At 72.5% G+C, this 18,060-nt stretch carries 12 protein-coding genes and 2 pseudogenes; 11 read left to right on the top strand and 3 right to left on the bottom strand.

The window, feature by feature from the left end; translation table 11 throughout:
• Positions 1–48: 48 nt before the first annotated feature.
• Together hrpA and IM770_RS11320 are read left to right on the top strand one after the other, a co-directional pair.
• Complete coding sequence (gene hrpA / locus IM770_RS11325) at positions 49–4,026, top strand: ATP-dependent RNA helicase HrpA (RefSeq protein WP_203581243.1); 3,978 nt, start codon at positions 49–51, stop codon at positions 4,024–4,026.
• Between the two features lie 55 nt (positions 4,027–4,081).
• On the top strand, positions 4,082–5,023 hold the full coding sequence (locus IM770_RS11320) for a quinone oxidoreductase family protein (protein ID WP_203581242.1): 942 nt from the start codon (positions 4,082–4,084) through the stop codon (positions 5,021–5,023).
• Positions 5,024–5,157: 134 nt separating this feature from the next.
• On the opposite strand, the gene IM770_RS11315 is transcribed toward IM770_RS11320, so the two are convergent.
• Positions 5,158–6,009: a sulfurtransferase gene (locus IM770_RS11315; protein WP_203581241.1), complete on the bottom strand. Its 852-nt coding sequence runs from the start codon at positions 6,007–6,009 to the stop codon at positions 5,158–5,160.
• 114 nt (positions 6,010–6,123) lie between these two features.
• On the opposite strand from IM770_RS11315, the gene IM770_RS11310 reads away from it, so the two are divergent.
• From IM770_RS11310 to IM770_RS18250, 4 genes and pseudogenes are all read left to right on the top strand, one after another.
• The gene (locus IM770_RS11310; protein ID WP_239066082.1) at positions 6,124–7,491 is read left to right on the top strand and encodes an O-acetylhomoserine aminocarboxypropyltransferase/cysteine synthase family protein; all 1,368 of its coding nucleotides are present in this window, start codon (positions 6,124–6,126) and stop codon (positions 7,489–7,491) included.
• A 42-nt stretch (positions 7,492–7,533) separates the two neighbouring features.
• The gene (locus tag IM770_RS11305) at positions 7,534–8,526 is read left to right on the top strand and encodes a Gfo/Idh/MocA family protein (protein ID WP_203581239.1); all 993 of its coding nucleotides are present in this window, start codon (positions 7,534–7,536) and stop codon (positions 8,524–8,526) included.
• 1 nt (position 8,527) lies between these two features.
• Positions 8,528–9,127, top strand: a pseudogene (locus tag IM770_RS18255) (NYN domain-containing protein); the annotation flags it as partial.
• A gap of 183 nt (positions 9,128–9,310) precedes the next feature.
• Entirely contained in the window at positions 9,311–9,778 is a 468-nt protein-coding gene (locus IM770_RS18250; protein WP_372430671.1) for an OST-HTH/LOTUS domain-containing protein, read from the top strand.
• Positions 9,779–9,795: 17 nt separating this feature from the next.
• On the opposite strand, the gene IM770_RS11295 is transcribed toward IM770_RS18250, so the two are convergent.
• Both IM770_RS11295 and IM770_RS11290 read right to left on the bottom strand, forming a co-directional pair.
• The gene (locus IM770_RS11295) at positions 9,796–10,602 is read right to left on the bottom strand and encodes an alpha/beta fold hydrolase (protein ID WP_203581237.1); all 807 of its coding nucleotides are present in this window, start codon (positions 10,600–10,602) and stop codon (positions 9,796–9,798) included.
• A 1-nt stretch (position 10,603) separates the two neighbouring features.
• A complete protein-coding gene (locus IM770_RS11290; protein ID WP_203581236.1) occupies positions 10,604–11,989 on the bottom strand; it encodes an FAD-binding oxidoreductase in 1,386 nt (461 codons plus the stop codon).
• A gap of 99 nt (positions 11,990–12,088) precedes the next feature.
• On the opposite strand from IM770_RS11290, the gene IM770_RS11285 reads away from it, so the two are divergent.
• From IM770_RS11285 to IM770_RS11265, 5 genes and pseudogenes are all read left to right on the top strand, one after another.
• Positions 12,089–13,291 (top strand): ROK family transcriptional regulator, encoded by a 1,203-nt coding sequence (locus IM770_RS11285; protein ID WP_203581235.1) that lies wholly within the window; start codon positions 12,089–12,091, stop codon positions 13,289–13,291.
• 9 nt (positions 13,292–13,300) lie between these two features.
• Positions 13,301–14,398, top strand: a complete 1,098-nt coding sequence (locus tag IM770_RS11280; protein ID WP_203581234.1) for a sugar ABC transporter substrate-binding protein — start codon at positions 13,301–13,303, stop codon at positions 14,396–14,398.
• A 10-nt stretch (positions 14,399–14,408) separates the two neighbouring features.
• Positions 14,409–15,185: pseudogene (locus IM770_RS11275) on the top strand (ATP-binding cassette domain-containing protein); the annotation flags it as partial.
• 203 nt (positions 15,186–15,388) lie between these two features.
• Positions 15,389–16,633 (top strand): sugar ABC transporter permease, encoded by a 1,245-nt coding sequence (locus IM770_RS11270; RefSeq protein ID WP_203581233.1) that lies wholly within the window; start codon positions 15,389–15,391, stop codon positions 16,631–16,633.
• 295 nt (positions 16,634–16,928) lie between these two features.
• The gene (locus IM770_RS11265) at positions 16,929–18,008 is read left to right on the top strand and encodes a substrate-binding domain-containing protein (RefSeq protein WP_203581232.1); all 1,080 of its coding nucleotides are present in this window, start codon (positions 16,929–16,931) and stop codon (positions 18,006–18,008) included.
• Positions 18,009–18,060: the final 52 nt, after the last annotated feature.

Genomic DNA, 18,060 nt, shown 5'->3' with positions numbered 1-18,060 from the left:
CGCCCGATCGGCGCGAACGGGTGGGCGGGCGGGATACGATCGAAGGCTATGTCCGCGCCCGAACCCGTGATCTCGTACCCGCCGGAGCTCCCCGTCAGCGCCGCGCGCGACGAGATCGCGCGCGCCGTCCGCGACCATCAGGTGGTCATCGTCGCGGGCGCGACCGGGTCGGGCAAGACCACGCAGCTGCCCAAGATCGCGCTCGAGCTGGGGCGCACGCGCATCGCGCACACGCAGCCCCGCCGCATCGCCGCACGCACGATCGCGGAGCGGGTCGCCGAGGAGCTCCAGGTGCCGCTCGGCTCGACCGTCGGCTACAAGGTGCGCTTCACCGACAAGGTGTCGGAAGACACGCGCATCGCCCTGCTGACCGACGGCATCCTCCTCAACGAGATCCACCGCGACCGCCTGCTCCGCCGCTACGACACGATCATCGTCGACGAGGCCCACGAACGGTCTCTCAACGTCGACTTCCTCCTCGGCTACCTGCGACGGATCCTGCCGAAGCGTCCCGACCTCAAGGTCGTCATCACGAGCGCGACCATCGACCCCGAGAGCTTCGCGAAGCATTTCGCCCAAGCCGACGGCACCCCGGCCCCCATCATCGAGGTGTCTGGCCGCACGTACCCGGTCGAGATCCGCTACCGGGCCCCCGCGCGCCCCGCCAAGGGCGAGGACGAGTCCGACGACGTCGACGGCATCACCGCGGCGCTGCGCGAACTGGATCGCGAGGCCGCGGGCGACGTCCTGGTGTTCCTGCCCGGCGAGGCGGAGATCCGCGACGCCGCGGACGCGGTGCGGGGGATGTACGCGAAGGATGCCGCACCCACCGAGGTGCTGCCCCTCTATGGGCGGCTCTCGTCGGCCGAGCAGCACCGGGTGTTCGAGCGGTCGCAGGTGGCCGGCATCCGTCGGCGTGTCATCCTCGCGACGAACGTGGCGGAGACGAGCCTCACCGTGCCCGGCATCCGCTACGTCGTCGACACGGGCACCGCGCGCATCTCGCGGTACAGCAACCGCAGCAAGGTGCAGCGACTGCCGATCGAACCTGTGTCGCAGGCGTCGGCGCAGCAGCGGTCGGGCCGCGCCGGCCGCACCAGCGACGGCATCGCGATCCGGCTGTACGCCGAGGACGACTTCGACGCGCGCCCGGAGTTCACCGAGCCCGAGATCCTGCGCACGAGCCTCGCCTCGGTGATCCTGCAGATGCTGTCGCTCGGCTTCGGCGACATCTCGTCGTTCCCGTTCCTCACACCGCCTGACTCGCGCGGCGTCAAGGCCGCGCTCGACCTGCTCATCGAGCTCGGCGCCGTGCGCACGGGGCGCGACCATCCGACGCTCACCGACCTCGGCCGCGAGATCTCGCGGCTGCCGATCGACCCGCGCTTCGCGCGCATGCTCCTCGAGGCCCGCCGCAGCGGCGTGCTGCGCGACGTGCTCGCGATCGTCGCGGGCATGTCGATCCAGGACGTCCGCGAGCGACCCGAGGAGCGCCGCGAGGAGGCCGACCGCCTGCACGCGCGGTTCACCGACCCGACCAGCGACTTCCTCAGCCTGCTGAACCTCTGGAACCACCTGCAGGAGAAGCAGGCCGAACTCGGCTCCAGCGCGTTCCGGCGCCTCTGCCGCGCAGAGCATCTCAACTATGTCCGGGTGCGCGAGTGGGCCGACGTGCACCGGCAGCTGAGCGCGCTCCTGAACGCACCGCGCACGGGCCGCGCGAGCGTCGCCGGACGGATGGCGGGCGGCGGCGGCGAAGGCGGCGGGGACACGGCGGACCCCGACGAGATCCACAAGGCGATCCTCTCGGGCCTGCTCTCCCACCTGGGCATGCTCGACGAGCGCACGACGTCGACGGCCACGCGCGGCCGCGGCGGATCGGACCGCTCGGATCGGGCCGATCAGCGCCGCGGGGCCGAGTACGTCGGCTCGCGCGGCACGCGTTTCGCGATCTTCCCCGGCTCGGGGCTGCGCAAGAAGCGGCCCACCGCGGTGATGGCCGCCGAGATCGTCGAGACCAGCCGCCTGTTCGCCCGCACCGTCGCCGCCATCGACCCCGCGTGGGCCGAGCCCCTCGCGGGCGATCTCGCCAAGCGCTCGCTCAGCGAGCCGCACTGGTCGAAGGCGTCGGGTGCGGCATCCGCCTACGAGAAGGTCACGCTCTTCGGACTCGAGATCGTGCCGAAGCGGCGGGTGCAGCTCGCCCGTTTCGACCGGCCCTTCGCGCGCGAGCTCTTCGTGCGCCACGCGCTCGTCGAGGGCGAGTGGGACTCGTCGCACCTCGACAAGCGGCTGACCGCGTTCGAGCGCCGCAACCTCGAGCTGCGGCGGCGCCTCGAGAAGATCGAGGAGCGCGAGCGTCGCCGCGACATCCTCGTCGGCGATGAGGCCGTGTACCGGTTCTACGACGCGCGCATCCCGCGGGACGTCTTCGACGCGCGCTCCTTCGAGGCGTGGTGGAAGGACGCCTCGACCCGCACGCCGCGCCTCCTCGACATGACCGAGGCCGACCTCGTCGACGAGGCATCACGCGGGGACGAACGCGACTTCCCCGCCCGCTGGACGCAGGGCGACCAGGTGCTCTCGCTCGCCTACCGGTTCGAGCCCGGCGCCGCCGACGACGGCGTGACCGCCGTGGTGCCGCTGGCGCTCCTCGCGCAGCTGCGCCCGGACGGCTTCGACTGGCAGGTGCCGGGCATGCGCGACGAGCTCATCACCGCCCTCCTGCGGTCACTGCCGAAAGCCATCCGCCGCCACGTCGTGCCCGCGGCCGACTGGGCGGCGACCTTCGCCGCCCAGCTCGCGGGCCAGGGTCCGGAGTCGCACGACGGCCTGCCGCCCACTCCCCTGCGCGACGCCCTCGCCGCGCGCATCCAGCGGGTCGCGAGCCAGCCGGTGACCCGCGCCGACTTCGAGATGGAGCGCGTGCCCGGGCACCTGCAGGTCTCGTTCCGCGCGGTCGACGAGCGCGGACGTTCGGTCGGGTCAGACCGGGACCTCGTCGCGCTGCAGGCGCGGCTCGCCGATCGCGCACGTGCCTCGGTGTCGCGCTCGCTGAGCGCGCCCTCGACGGCCGCCGGTCGCGGCCCGCGGCCGGCGAACGAAGCGACCCCGCGCGCCTCCGCCGGGCCGTCGCCCGCGGTCGCCGAGTCGGCGTTCGCGGAGCGCACCGGCGTCACCGACTGGACGTTCGGCGACCTGCCCGACGTCGTCGACACGAAGGTCGCCGGCGGCGTTGTCCGCGGCTACCCCGCGATCGTCGACGAGGGCGCCTCGGTGGCCCTGCGCATCGAGACGACACCCGACGCGGCGGCGCGCGCCACCCGCGCCGGGGCCCGCCGCCTGGTGCTCCTCACCGTCCCCTCCCCCGCGGCCTACGTGCTCGATCACCTCACGTCGCCCGAGAAGCTCGCGCTCGCGGCATCCCCCTATCCGTCCGCGAAGGCTCTCATCGAGGACTGCCGCGTGGCGGTGGCGGATGCCGTCATCGCACGGATCGCTCCCGACGGCGTCGTGCGCACGCGCGCCGGATTCGAGGCGGTGCGCGACGCCCTCTCGGCGACGATCGTCGACGAGCTGTTCCAGACGGTGTCGCTCGCGGCCCGCATCCTCACCGGAGCACGCGACGTCGAGCGCGCGATGCGCGACGTCAACTCGCTCACGCTGCTGGGAGCGCTGAACGACGTCAAGGGGCAGCTCGCGGGCCTGGTGTTCCCGGGCTTCGCGTCGCGCACCGGCACGGCCCGTCTCGCGCACCTGCCGCGGTACCTGCGCGGCGCCCTCGACCGCGTGCGCGCGCTCGCCGACAACCCGGGGCGTGACCGCCAGCGGATGACGGAGTACGAGCGCGCGGCGACCGTCTTCGCCGAGGCCGGCGGAACGATCCCTCCGGCCGATGACGCGCCCGCGACGCTGGTCCACGCCCGGTGGCTCCTCGAGGAGTACCGTGTGAGCCTGTTCGCGCAGTCGCTCGGCACGGCCGAGCCCGTGTCGCTGCAGCGGATCCAGAAAGCCATACGCGACTGAGACGCGCGGGAACCCGCCCGCGTCGGACCGCCTCGAGGACGGGAGCCCCCACGCCATGACCACCGCGATCGCCTACACCGAGTTCGGCGGCCCCGAAGTGCTGCACGAGATCCCGCTGCCCGAGCAGGCGCCCGGCTCGGGCGAGGTCGCGATCCGCGTCGCCGCGGCCGGCGTCAACCCGATCGACGCGAAGCTGCGGTCGGGTCTGCGTCCGTCGGCGGCGATCACCGAGCCCCGGCGCGTCGGGGCCGACGGCGCCGGAGTGGTGACCGCCGTCGGCGCGGGCGTCGACGGGTTCCGGGTCGGCGACTCCGTCCTCTTCAGCGGCGTCTCGGGCGCGTACGCCACCGACATCGTCGTCTCGGCTCGGCACGTGTTCGCCCGGCCGACGCACGTGAGCGCGGCCGAAGGGGCGGCGCTCGGCATCCCGGTGAGCACGGCCTATCAGGCGCTGCGCTCGCTCGCGGTGGGTGCCGGTGACACGCTGCTCGTGCACGGCGGATCGGGCGCGGTCGGCCAGGCGGTGATCCAGTTCGCTGTGCTCTGGGGCGCGGACGTGGTCGCCACCACCTCCGACCGCCGCGCCGAGCGCGTACGGGCGCTCGGAGCGATCCCCGTCGCGTACGGCGACGGCCTGATCGACCGCGTGCGCGAGGCCGCTCCCCAGGGGGTCACGGTCGCGATCGACGCCGCCGGCACCGACGAGGCGCTCGAGACCTCGATCGAGCTGGTTCCGGACCGGCACCGGATCGCGACGCTGGTGCGGGGACGGGATGCCGGTGGCCTCGGCATCCGCGCATTCTCCGGCGGCTCACCCGACCCGCTCACCGCTCAGCAGCAGACCTGGCGTGCCGAGGCGGTGCCCGTCGCGATCGCGCTCATGGTCGCGGGGCACTTCTCGGTCGAGCTCGGACCGACGTTCGCCCTCGCCGACGCCACCGAGGCGCACCGTGCGGTCGAGGCGGGCGTCGACGGCAAGATCACGCTCGTCCCCTGACGCCGCTTCCCGGCGGACGCCGCTTCCCGTGCGGACGCCGCCTCCCTTGCGGGCGCCGCGGCCCTGACGCTCCGCGACCCTGACGCTCCGCGACGCGGCGGCGCGGCCCTGACGCTCTGTCGCACGGCGCCGCGTCACACGGTGCCCGTGACCTCCGCGGGGGCGTCGCCGGTCGCGATCGGCCGTCCCGGCGTGTTCGACCACTGGCTCCACGAGCCGGGGTACAGGCGCAGGTCGAGACCGGCCCGGTCCGCGGCCAGCACCGCCTGCGCGGCCGTCACACCCGATCCGCAGTACGCGGCCGCCGCCACGCCGGGCTCGACGCCGACCGAGGCGAACAGCGCGCGCAGGGAACCGGCATCCCGGAACCGATCGCCGTCCATGTAGGCACCGGTGGGGAGGTTCACCGCGCCGGGGATGTGGCCGGCGATCGGATCGATGGGCTCCGTCTCACCGCGGTAGCGCTCCGCGGCCCGCACATCGAGCAGCACCCCGGCGCCGGGGAGGGCCGCCGCGTCGTCGATCGACAGCACGGGCTCGGCGTACGGCGTCAGCGTCACCGAGCCGGCCGGCGGCTCGACGGACCCGCTCTCGAGGGGCAGCCCCGCCCAGAGCCAGGCTCGCAGACCGCCGTCGAGCACGCGCACGTCCGACACGCCGGAGCGGGTCAGCAGCCACCAGGCGCGCGAGGCGCCGAGCGCGCGGTCGTCGTCGTAGACCACCACGGTGTCGCCGTCGTCGATGCCCCATCGACGCGCTGCGGCCTGCAGATCGGCGGTCGAGGGAAGCGGATGCCGCCCCTCATCGCGTCGGCCGTGACGCGACAGCTCGGACTCGAGGTCGACGTACACGGCGCCGGGGAGGTGCCCCTCGCGGTGTTCGTCGCTGCCGTCGGGACGGTCGAGCCGGTACCGCACATCGAGCACGCGGACGCGATCGCGGCCGAGCAGCGGGTGGAGGTCTTCGGGGGTGATGAGCGGCGCCACGGGTCCATTCTGGCCGGTCGCGCCTCTACCGCCCTGCGGGGGCGGCGGCGCGGCCGACGCAACAGTACGACACACGGGACGCGGTCACGGGGGCGCGGTCCGACAATGGTCAGCATGCCTGAGAACTCTCGTCCTGCCGCTCGCTCGTTCGCGACGGCGCAGGTGCAGGCCGGGTTCGACTCCGGCGTCGCCGAGAACACCGCGGTCCCGTCGATCCACCAGTCGAACGGGTTCGAGTTCCGCTCCCTCTCGGAGGCCCGCGACCTCTTCGCCCTGCGCCGCGACGGCAACATCTACAGCCGCGCCGCGAACCCGACGGTGCTCGTGTTCGAGCGCCGCGTGGCCGAGCTCGAGGGCGGCATCGCCGCCGCCGGCGTCGCCTCCGGTCAGGCGGCCGTCGCGGTCGCGCTGCTCGCACTGGCGAAACAGGGCGAGCACATCGTGGCCGCCCGGCAGCTGTACGGCGGCACCGTCGACCTGCTGCAGGACACCTTCGCCGACTGGGGCATCGAGGTCACCTTCGTCGACCAGGACGACCTCGGCGCGTGGCAGGCGGCGGTACGTCCGACGACGCGTGCCCTGTTCGCCGAGTCGATCTCGAACCCGATCGCCCAGGTGCTCGACCTCGGCGCGGTCGCGGCGGTCGCCCGGCGCGCCGGTGTGCCGCTCGTGATCGACAACACCGTCGCCACGCCCTACCTGCAGCGCGCGAAGGACTTCGGCGCCGACATCGTCGTGCACTCGGCGACCAAGTTCCTCGGCGGCCACGGCACGTCGCTCGGCGGCGTCGTCGTCGATCTCGGCACGTTCGACTTCACCGCTGAGCCCGAGCGCTGGCCGCAGCTCACCCAGACGTACCCGCGCGTTCCCGAGGGCAGTCTCGTCGAGCGCTTCGGCCAGACAGGCTCGCCGTACATCGCCCTGGTCAAGACGAAGTACGTGCACGACCTCGGGCCCTCGCTGTCGGCGTTCAACGCCTTCCAGCTGCTTCAGGGGCTCGAGACGCTCGACCTCCGCATGGAGCGCCACACCGCGAGCGCGCTGAAGGTGGCGCAGTTCCTCGAGGCCCATCCCGCCGTCAGCCGCGTCCACCACCCCGGCCTCGCGTCGAGCCCGTGGCACGCACTCGCGCGCAGGTACCTGCCCGAAGGTGCCAGCTCGGTCTTCGCGTTCGACCTCCCCACGACGGGCGACGCCGAGGCCGACTTCCGCCTGGTGGAGGAGTTCATCGCGCGCCTGCAGGTCGTGCGGCTGGTCGCCAACATCGGCGACGCCCGCAGCCTCGTCGCGCACCCCGCGTCGATGACGCACAGCCACATGTCGCCGACGCAGCTCGCCGAGGCGCACATCGGCCCGACGACGATCCGGCTGTCGATCGGCCTCGAGGACGCACGCGACATCGTGGACGACCTCGCCCGCGCCCTGGACCGGATCCCCGTGACCGAGTCCCGCGCGGAGCTCGTGGAGAGCCTCGCCCGCTAGTCCTCCGGGCCGAGGCGCCCGCGCGCCGCTAGCCTCGAGTACATGACCCTGCCCTCGTCCCCCCGCTGGGGGATCCTCGGACCGGGCGGCATCGCCCGCGCCTTCACCAGCGACCTCCGCACCGCCGGACTCGAGGTCGCCGCCGTCGGTTCGCGACGCCGCGACACGGCGGAGGTGTTCGCCGCCGAGTTCGGCATCCCGCACGCGCACGGCTCGTACGAAGAGCTCGTCGCCGATCCGGACGTCGACATCGTGTACGTCGCGACGCCGCACCCGATGCACGCGGCGAACGCCCTGCTCGCGCTCGAAGCGGGTAAGCACGTGCTGGTCGAGAAGCCCTTCACGCTCAACGCCGCCGAGGCCGCCGCCGTGCGCGACGCCGCCGCGGAGCGCGGCCTCCTGGCGATGGAGGCGATGTGGACGCGCTACCTGCCGCACATGGTGCGGGTCCGCGAACTCGTCGCCTCGGGAGCGCTCGGCGAGATCCGCGCGGTCACGGCCGACCACACGCAGAACCTCCCCACGGATCCCGCCCACCGGATCAACGCGCTGGAGCTGGGCGGCGGCGCGCTGCTCGATCTCGGCATCTATCCCGTGTCGTTCGCGTGGGACATCCTCGGCGAGCCCCTCTCGATCGCGGCGGCGGCGCGCCTGGGCGAGGCCGGCTCCGACACCGAGGTCGCGACGATCATGACGCACGCGTCGGGTGCGCTGTCGACGTCGCTGTCGGCCTCGCGAGGCGCCGGGCCGAACACGGCGACGATCATCGGCACCGACGCCCGGATCGACATCGACCGCGTCTGGTACTCGGCGACGTCCTTCCGTCTGGTCGGCCCCGACGGGACCGTTCGCGAGGAGTTCCGCTCCGAGATCGAGGGGCGCGGCATGCAGTACCAGGCGCTGGCGGCCGAGCGGCTGCTGGCCGAGGGCCGCACCGACTCCGAGGTGCTGCCGATCGACGAGTCCGTCGCGATCATGGCCACCCTCGACGAGATCCGCGATCTCGTCGGCGTCCGCTACCCCGGGGAGGAATGACATGCCCGACCTGCTGAGCCCGCGCGTCGCGGTCTACCTCGACTTCGACAACATCGTGATGTCGTGGTACGACCGCGTGCACGGGCGCAATTCGTACTCGCGCGACCGTCAGCGCATCGCCGAGAACCCGGCAGACCCCGAGATCGCCGAGCGCCTCTCGGCGGCGACGATCGACGTCGGGGCGGTCATCGACTTCGCCGCCTCGTTCGGCACCCTCGTGCTCACGCGGGCGTACGCCGACTGGTCGGCGCCGGTCAACGCGATCTACCGTTCGCAGCTCGTCGCCCGTGCGGTGGATCTCGTGCAGCTCTTCCCTGCGGCGGCGTACGCCAAGAACGGGGCCGACATCCGCCTGGCGGTGGATGCCGTCGAAGACATGTTCCGCCTCCCCGACCTCACTCACGTCGTGATCGTCGCCGGCGACTCGGACTACGTCCCGCTCGCGCAGCGCTGCAAGCGACTCGGCCGCTACGTGGTCGGTGTCGGCGTGGCCGGCTCGACGGCGAAGTCGCTGGCCGCCGCCTGCGATGAGTTCGAGGCGTACGACTCGCTGCCCGGGGTGCCCCGCGTGGTCCGCGAGCCCGCGAGGGCGGGCAAGACGCCCGACAAGGCACCCGAGAAGGCCGAGAAGGCCGAGAAGGCACCCGCCAAGGCTGCTTCGGCGCGGACGACGAAGCAGAAGGCGACGACCGCCGGGGCGTCCGCCGAAGCCGCGGCCGCTGGGGCTGCACCCGTCGCCGCCGGTGCGTCGCGGTCGGGCGGCCGCCGCGGAGCGACCAAGACCGTGAAGGCGGATGCGGATGCGGACGTGGTCGCTCCTGATGTGACGAGCGGAGCGGTCGAGGCCCCCGAGTCACAAGCGACCGGCGAGGTCGCCGCGTCGCTCGACGAGGCACTCGCGACCGTCGCGCCGCCGAAGCGCACGAGCCGTCGGGCATCGTCGAAGAGCGTGGCGGCCAGCGCCGAGGCGGCCGCGTCCGAACCGTCGCAGCCGGACGAAGAGCCCGCGGAGGATCCGCAGCTCACGGCGACCCGCCTCCTGGAGCGAGCGCTGCGGCTCGGCCACGACAAGAACGACGACTCGGAGTGGCTGCACAGCTCGGCGGTCAAGACGCACATGCGGCGCATGGACCCGTCCTTCAGCGAGAAAGCCCTGGGCTACCGGTCGTTCAACGATTTCGTCAAGGCTCGCGAGTCGATCGCGGAGCTCGAGGAGACGGGCCACGAACGGCTGGTGCGCCTGCGGGAGTAGCGGGCTCGCCACGCCTCTCAGTCGAGGCGCTGAAGGAACCCGAGCAGTCCCGCGTTGAAGGCTCTGGGCTGTTCGATGTTGGCGGCGTGACCGTCGCGTGCGATGACCGCCGACTCCCCTCTCGCCGCGAGGGCGGCCGCAGCGGCGGCGTGGGAGCTCGGCCAGAACTCGCTGTCGGCGCCGGCGACGAACAGGACCGGTACCTCGGTCGCCGCGATGACCGGCCGCCAGTCCGCGGTGGCGTGGTCGTGCAGCAGGGCCAGCTCGCCGGGTGTGAGCTCGCGCGCGGCACCCTTCATCGCCCGCAGCAGGCGCACGAGGCGCAGGCCCCGGCGCGCGAGTGGCGTACCGTACCCCGTCTCGGGGATGCGCTCGGCGAAGTAGGTGTCGCGGTTCTGCTCGGTGTAGCCGTAGAAGCCGTGCGGCCAGTCGGGCGAGTTGAGCATCTGGGGCGTCTGGTCGACCGAGACTACGGCGGCCACGCGGCCGGGGCCCTCCTGTGACAGGTACGACCAGATCGTGTTGGCGCCCATCGACCCGCCGACGAGCACCACGCCCTGAAGGTCGAGCCTGTCCATCACATCGCGCACGTCCCGCCCGCGGCGAGCCATGTCGACGCCGGACGCCGGGTGCTCGCTCGTGCCGTGGCCGCGCAGGTCGACCGCCAGCACCCGGTACCCCGCGCGCTCGAGGGCGGGCACCTGGAACATCCAGCTGGTGGCGGCGGCCTTGAAGCCGGCCAGCAGGACGACAGGGCGACCCGCCGGGTCGCCGTGCTCGGTGTACTCCAGGCGGATGCCGTCGTCGGCGCGGATCGAGGGCATGTCAGGCTCCGTTCGGGAAGGCTTTGCCGGGATTGAGGATGCCGGCCGGGTCGAGCGCGTCCTTGATGGCGCGGTGCAGGCGCAGCACCGTCGGGCTCAGCTCCGCGGCGGCGCCCGGCAGTTTGAGGAGGCCGACGCCGTGCTCGCCGGTGACGGTGCCGCCGAGCGCGCGGCAGTCGTCGACGATGCGGTCGAACGCCTCCTTCGCGCGGGCTTTGGCCGCGTCGTCGCCCTCGGGGGCGATGATGAGCGGGTGCAGGTTGCCGTCGCCCGCGTGGGCGATGTTGGCGATCACGACGCCCGCGTCGCGCGCGGCCGCCTCGATGCGCGCGAGCATCTCGGGCACGGCACCCCGCGGCACGCAGACGTCCTCGGTCAGCACCGGCCCCAGTCGCTCCAGCGCCGGATACGCCAGGCGCCGGGCGGCGAAGAGCCGCTCCACCTCGTCGGGGTCTGCGGCGCGCTCCACGCGGCTGCCGCCCGCGTGGCGGAAGAGGGTCTCGACGGCGGCGGCCAGCTCGTCGCCGCGCGCCCCCGGCTCGTCGACCTTCGCCAGCAGCAGCGCATTCGCTTCTTCGGGGAGGTCCCACCCCTGCCACTGCGCCACCGCGTGCAGGCACGTCCGGTCGATGAGCTCCAGCGCCGACGGGACGATGCCGGCCTCGCTGACGGCGGCGACCGCGCGTCCGGCATCCGTCAGCGTCCGGAAGTAGCCCACGACCGCGCGCTCCTCGCGCCCGGCGAGCGGCCGCAGCTTCACCGTCACGTCGACGACGATGCCGAGCGTGCCCTCGGAGCCCACGAAGAGGCCGGTGAGGTCGTAGCCAGTGACGCCCTTGGCGGTGGTGCGCCCGAGCTTCGCGACGCTGCCGTCCGCCAGCACCACGGTGAGGCCGATCACGTAGTCGCGCGTCACGCCGTACTTCACGCAGCAGATGCCGCCGGCGTTCGTGGCCACGTTGCCGCCCAGCGTCGAGATCGCCTGGCTCGCCGGGTCCGGCGGGTACCACAGACCGTGGCCCGCGACGTGGCGGCGCAGATCGTCGTTGAGCACTCCCGCCTCCGCGACGGCGTACCGCTCGGCGGCGTCGACCTCGATGATCCTCGTCATGCGCTCGAGCGAGAGGACGAGGCATCCGGTCGTGGCATTCGCGCCGCCCGACAGCCCCGTGCCCGCGCCCCGCGGGACGACCGGCACCCCGTGGGCGGCGGCCACCCGGACGGCCGCGACCACGTCGTCGACGGAAGACGCGAAGACCACCGCGGCGGGCAGGCCGAAGTCGGCCCATTCGGCGTCGTCGTGGCTCAGGCGCTCGAGCGTCTCGGGATCGGTGGCGACGGCGTGCGGGGGAAGGGCGGCGCGGAGCGCCTCGACGACGGTGTGCATGGCGTACCGATGCTAGACCGTCCGTCGCCCGCCCCCGCGCCGATCGGCTTCGATCCGCGAGCCGATCTGGGAAATCGCCCGTCGGGTACAGTGTGACCTGTGGCACGCCGCAACGCCCCGCCGGGCTCGCAGACCTCGCTCCGCGAGGCCAACCGCGCGCGTGTCATCGAGTCGCTGAAGCGGCACGGCCGCCTCACGCAGATCGAGCTCGCCGGCAGCACGGGGCTCTCCCCTGCCACCGTCTCGAACATCGTCAAGGAGCTGACCGCCTCGGGGCTGCTCCACACGTCGTTCACGACCAGCAGCGGGCGCCGCGCGACGCTCGTGTCGCTCGCCCGCAGGCTGGGGCTCGTCGCCGGCGTGCACTACAGCTCGCGCCACCTGCACCTCGCGATCGCCGACACCGCGCGCACCATCGTGACGCAGTCCTCGCTCCCGCTCCCCCTCGACCACCGCCACGACTCCGAGCTCGACCGCCTCGCGCTGCTGCTGGGCGACATGATGGAGTCCCTCGGCGGCTCGCTCTCCGACCTCCTGGGCGTCGGGCTGGCGCTGCCCGCTCCGATCGACCCGCGCACCGGCATGGTCTCGACGCCCGGGCTGCTGCGCGGCTGGGAGAACGTCGACGTGGCCGAGAGCCTTGCGATGCGGATCGGGCGCCCGGTCCACGTCGACAGCGAGGCGAACCTGGGCGGCCTCGCCGAAGCCCGCGAGGGTAACGGCCGCGCGGCGGCGTCGTCGGTGTTCATCCGCGTCGGCCACACCATCAGCGCCGGGCTCATCGTCGGCGGCGACCTCTTCCGCGGCGTCAACGGCAAGGCCGGCCAGATCGGGCACGTCACGCTCGATGAGAACGGGCCGATCTGCCGCTGCAGCAATCGCGGATGCCTCGAGACCTACGCGGGCGGACCCGCGCTGCTGTCACTCTTCCCGCCCAGCGAGGGCATGCACCGGCTGGGCGACCTGCTGCACGCCGCCGAAGCCGGCGATGGCGCCGCCCGCCGGGTGATCGCCGACGCCGGGCGGCACCTCGGCATCGCGGCCGCGAGCCTCTGCAACCTGTTCGACCCCGAGCTCATCATCGTGGGCGGCGAACTGGGGCAGTCCGGCGAGATCCTGATGGCGCCGATGCGGCACTCCCTCGAGCGCACCGCGCTCCCGTCGGCCGACGGTCTGCCCGAGATCGTGGGGGCGTCGTTCGGCGAGTGGGCCGAGACGCGGGGCGCGATCGCGATCGCCCTCGATCACGTCTCGGTCGACGCGCAGCTCCCGAGTGCGCCGTCGCTTCCGATCACCGCTTAAGCTTCTCCGATGCCCCGTACGCGACACGATCGGCCGCGACGGCGACCGAGTGGCCGCCGCGCGGCCGCGGGCGCGGCATCCGTCCTCCTCGCCGCGACCATGCTCGCGGCGTGCACCGGTGCTCCCGGGCCGGGAAGCACGCCTGCCGACGACACGATCGCGCTGCTGCTGCCCGATGCGAAGACCGCCCGCTACGAGACGTTCGACCGCCCGCTCTTCGAGGCCCGCGTGGCCGAACTCGGCGAATACCGCGTGCTCTACGCCAACGCCGACCAGGACGCCGCGAAGCAGCAGCAGCAGGCCGAGTCGGCGCTCACCTCCGGGGCGGGCGTGCTCGTGCTCGACCCCGTCGACGCCAACGCCGCAGTGAGCATCGTGACCTCCGCCAACGCGAGGGGCGTGCCCGTCATCTCGTACGACCGGCTCGTGGCCGGCGGCGACCTGGCGTACTACATCTCGTTCGACAACGAGAAGGTGGGCGTGCTCCAAGCCACGGCCTTCGTCGAGGGCATGCGCGGGAGCGACGAGGGCAGCGGCATCCTGATGGTGAACGGCTCGCCCACCGACAGCAACGCGGCGCTGTTCAAGGAGGGTGCGCACAGCGTGATCGACGACAGCGGCCTGCGCGTGCTGGCCGAGTACGACACGCCGGGCTGGAACCCCGAGAAGGCGCAGGAGTGGGTGTCGGGTCAGATCGCCCAGCACGGCGACGCGATCGCCGGCGTGTACGCGGCGAACGACGCCACCGCCGGCGGGGCGATCGCCGCGCTGCGCGTCGCGAACGTCGATCCCCTGCCGATCGTGACCGGGCAGGACGCCGAGCTGTCGGCCATCCAGCGCCTCCTCACCGGCGACCAGTACATGACGGTGTACAAGGCGATCAAGCCGCAGGCCGAGCTCGCCGCCGAGGTCGCCGTGAAGCTGCTGCACGACGAGGAGGTGACCGCGCCCCTCGAGATCCAGGGCACGCCGGCGACGCTCCTCGACCCGGTCGCCGTCACGGTCGACGACATCATGGACACCGTCGTCGCCGACGGTTTCTGGAGCGTGGCGGACATCTGCACGCCGGCCTACGCCGATGCGTGCCGGGCCGCGGGCATCGGGTAGGGTCCGGAGGATGTCGATGACGCACCCGCGGACGGGACGACCGCGCGAACGCGTGCTGACGATGCGCGGCATCGGCAAGCGCTTCGGCGCCGTCAAGGCGCTGACCGACGTCGACTTCTGGGTCAACGAGGGCGAGGTCGTCGCGCTCGTCGGCGACAACGGGGCCGGCAAGTCCACCCTCGTCAAGGTGCTCGCGGGCGTGCACCCGCCCGACGCGGGGACGATCGAGTTCGACGGCGAGCCGGTCGGGATCGGCTCCCCCGCCGATGCGCAGGAGCTCGGGATCGAGACGATCTTCCAGGACCTCGCGCTGTGCGACAACCTCGACGTGGTCGCGAATCTGTGGCTGGGCCGCGAGCTCCGCGACGGTGCGACGCTCGACGAGGTCGACATGGAGCAGCGCACCTGGACCCTGCTGCGCGAGCTCTCGGCCAAGATCCCCTCGGTGCGCGTGCCGGTGGCGTCGCTGTCGGGCGGTCAGCGCCAGACCGTGGCCATCGCGCGGTCCCTCATCGGCGAGCCGCGGGTCGTGATCCTCGACGAGCCGACGGCGGCACTGGGCGTCGCGCAGACCGCCGAGGTGCTGAACCTCATCGAGCGCCTCCGCGAGCGCGGCCACGGCGTCATCCTGATCAGCCACAACATGGCCGACGTCATGGCCGTCGCCGACCGCGTCGTGGTGCTGCGGCTCGGTCGCAACAACGGCGTGTACAACGTCGCCGACGTCACGAGCGAGATCCTCATCGCCGCCATCACGGGAGCGGTCGACCATTCCGGCATGAGACGTCCGGATCGAGCGGATGCCGCGCCGCAACTCGCGCGCGACAGCGACCCGCCCGGCCCAGGCCCGGCCGACATCCGTGAGGCGACAATCGACCGCGAGCCGGCCGACGAAGAGCCGGTGAGCGACGAGACGGCGGGCGGCACCGTCATCCGGCTGCCGCGCGGCGGCGCCCGCCGCACGACCCGCCCGCGCGGGGGCGGGGCCCGATGAGCGCGCCGGGCGAGCGGCTCGCCGAGGTGCCGCCCGACGAGCGGCTGCTGAGCTCCAGCGGGATCCGACATGCTTTCGAGGCGTTCGTGGCGCGCGTGCGCGGCGGCGACCTGGGGGCCGTGCCCGTGGTGCTCGGCATCGCCGTCATCTGGACCGTGTTCCAGCTGCTCAACCCGGTCTTCCTCTCGAGCGAGAACCTCTCCAACCTGACGATGCAGTGCGCCGCGATCGGAACGATCGCGCTGGGCGTCGTGCTCGTGCTCCTCGTGGGCGAGATCGACCTCTCGGTCGGGTCGGTGTCGGGACTCGCGGCCGCGGTGCTCGCCGTCACGTTCGTGCAGCTGCAGTGGAACCTTCTGCTGTCCATCGCCGCCGCGATCGCGATCGGCTTCCTGGTGGGGCTCGTGTACGGCTTCCTGTTCACGCGCTTCGGGCTGCCGAGCTTCGTCATCACCCTGGCAGGCCTGCTCGGGTTCCTGGGGCTGCAGCTGTGGGTGCTCGGCGAGACCGGATCGATCGCGATCCCCTTCGACTCGTGGCTGGTGCAGTTCGCGCAGCAGATGTTCCTCCCGGCGTGGGCCTCGTATGCGGTGGCCGTGCTCGCCGTCGCCGCGTTCGCGTGGTCGCTCGTCCGTCGCGCGCGCCGCCGCGCCGCGGCCAACCTGGTCAGTCAGGGCTACGGAGAGATCGCGCTGCGCAGCGGCGTGCTCCTGGCGTTCCTCCTCGTCGCGACATGGTATCTCAACCTCGATCGCGGCGTCGGCGTGATGTTCCTGTTCTTCCTGGCGCTGGTCGTCGCCATGAACTTCATGCTCACCCGCACGCGATGGGGTCGCGCGGTCTACGCGGTCGGGGGCTCGGTCGAGGCCGCGCGGCGCGCAGGGATCCGGGTCGATCGCATCTACTTCTCGGTGTTCGCGATGTGCTCGACGCTTGCCGCCGTCGGCGGCATCCTCGCGGCGGCGCGGCTCGCGTCGGCGAACCAGAGCTCGGGCACGGGGGACGTGAACCTCAACGCGATCGCGGCCGCCGTCATCGGCGGTACGAGCCTCTTCGGCGGCCGGGGCTCGGCCTTCTCCGCCCTGATCGGCATCGTCGTCATCCAGTCGATCTCGTCGGGGCTCACGCTCCTGAACCTCGATTCGTCGGTGCAGTTCATGGTGACCGGCGTGGTGCTCGTGCTGGCCGTGATCGTGGACTCGCTGTCTCGTCGCACGCGCGCGGCGACCGGCCGCGCCTGACGGCCGACCAGCGCGCTGTCTTCACTTGGCGAATGAGTGATCCGGCGCATCCAGGCGCGGTCATGGGAGACCTTGCCAGAATGCTCCGTATTTCGCGGCTGGCTGTGCATTCTGCACGGTAAGCGCTCTCTTAGCGCGCGGGTGTCTCGACGCCGCTCTGCCAACGTCCACGCGTTGCCAAAGCGTTATGTTCAAGACTTGACGATAAGAATCCGTGTCATCGATGATCGCTTCAGCGCGATGAACACCGGGGACGATCCTGGGGTGCGCTCGCTTCAACGACGAAAGGCGAAAGATGAAGAAGTCTTCACTCCTCGCCGTGGCGGCCCTCACGGGTGCCGCCGCGGTGCTGCTGGCCGGCTGTGCCGGCGGCAACGGTGACGGCGGAGACGGCGGCGACACCGGCGGCGGCGACGCCGCGGAACGCGCCTGCGTGATCCTCCCCGACGCCGAGTCCTCGAACCGCTGGGAGGACTTCGACCGCAAGTACCTCCAGGAGGGCCTCGAGGCGGCCGGCTTCGAGACCGACATCCAGAACGCGCAGGGCGACGTCAACAAGTACTCGACGATCGCCGACCAGCAGCTCACCAAGGGCTGCGGCGTCATGCTGCTCGTCGACTACCAGGGCGCCGCCGAGGGCGTCGCCGAGAAGGCCAAGGGCGAGGGCATCCCCGTGGTCGCGTACGACCGCCCGTTCACGGGTGCGGACTACTACGTGTCGTTCGACAACGTGGAGGTCGGCCGTCTCGAGGGCCAGACCGTGCTCGACGGCCTCGAGGCCGCCGGCAAGGACCCGGCCACCGCGAAGGTCGTCTACATGGGCGGCGACCCGACCGACGGCAACGCGGCGATGTTCAAGGAAGGCGCCGTCGAGGTCATGGAGGGCGCGGGCATCGTCGCCGCGGCCGAGCCTCCCGGGGTCTGGGACCAGGAGAAGTCCGCGACCAACTTCGAGCAGGCGCTGACCGCGCTCGGCGGCACGGTCGACGGCGTCTGGTCGGCGAACGACGCGAACGCGGCGGGCGTCATCTCGGTGCTGCAGAAGAACAACCTGTCGGGCGTGGCCCTGTCGGGCCAGGACGCGCAGGTCGGCGCGCTGCAGTACATCCTCCTCGGCTGGCAGACCGCCACGGTCTACAAGCCGGTGAAGCTCGAGGCCGAAGCGGCCGTCGAGGTCGCGGTCGCGCTGCTGCAGGGCGACACCCCGAGCGCCGACCAGGAGCTCGAGGACGGCACGCCGTACATCGCGGTCACGCCTCAGCTGGTCGGCCCCGAAGAGGTCGGCGATGTCATCGCCGCGGGCGACGCCTCGTACGACGACGTCTGCACCGCCGACGTGGTCGCGAAGTGCGACGAGTACGGCATCACGGAGTAAAGCGGTCTTGACCGCGAGGGTGCCGCGCCCCTGGGCGCGGCACCCTCCTTCG

The organism is Microbacterium hibisci (genome assembly GCF_015278255.1).
Classification (GTDB): Bacteria; Actinomycetota; Actinomycetes; order Actinomycetales; family Microbacteriaceae; genus Microbacterium; species Microbacterium hibisci.
Note: the sequence above shows the minus strand (reverse complement) of the source record. Positions and strands in the feature narration are given on the sequence as shown.

Bases quoted from the DNA above. Each gene is read 5' to 3' on its own strand.
- IM770_RS11295 (WP_203581237.1), bottom strand. From the start codon at position 10,602: ATGCCCTCGATCCGCGCCGACGACGGCATCCGCCTGGAGTACACCGAG.
- IM770_RS11265 (WP_203581232.1), top strand. From the start codon at position 16,929: ATGAAGAAGTCTTCACTCCTCGCCGTGGCGGCCCTCACGGGTGCCGCC.
- IM770_RS11290 (WP_203581236.1), bottom strand. From the start codon at position 11,989: ATGCACACCGTCGTCGAGGCGCTCCGCGCCGCCCTTCCCCCGCACGCC.
- IM770_RS11320 (WP_203581242.1), top strand. From the start codon at position 4,082: ATGACCACCGCGATCGCCTACACCGAGTTCGGCGGCCCCGAAGTGCTG.
- IM770_RS11310 (WP_239066082.1), top strand. From the start codon at position 6,124: ATGCCTGAGAACTCTCGTCCTGCCGCTCGCTCGTTCGCGACGGCGCAG.
- IM770_RS11270 (WP_203581233.1), top strand. From the start codon at position 15,389: ATGAGCGCGCCGGGCGAGCGGCTCGCCGAGGTGCCGCCCGACGAGCGG.
- IM770_RS11305 (WP_203581239.1), top strand. From the start codon at position 7,534: ATGACCCTGCCCTCGTCCCCCCGCTGGGGGATCCTCGGACCGGGCGGC.
- IM770_RS11280 (WP_203581234.1), top strand. From the start codon at position 13,301: ATGCCCCGTACGCGACACGATCGGCCGCGACGGCGACCGAGTGGCCGC.
- hrpA (WP_203581243.1), top strand. From the start codon at position 49: ATGTCCGCGCCCGAACCCGTGATCTCGTACCCGCCGGAGCTCCCCGTC.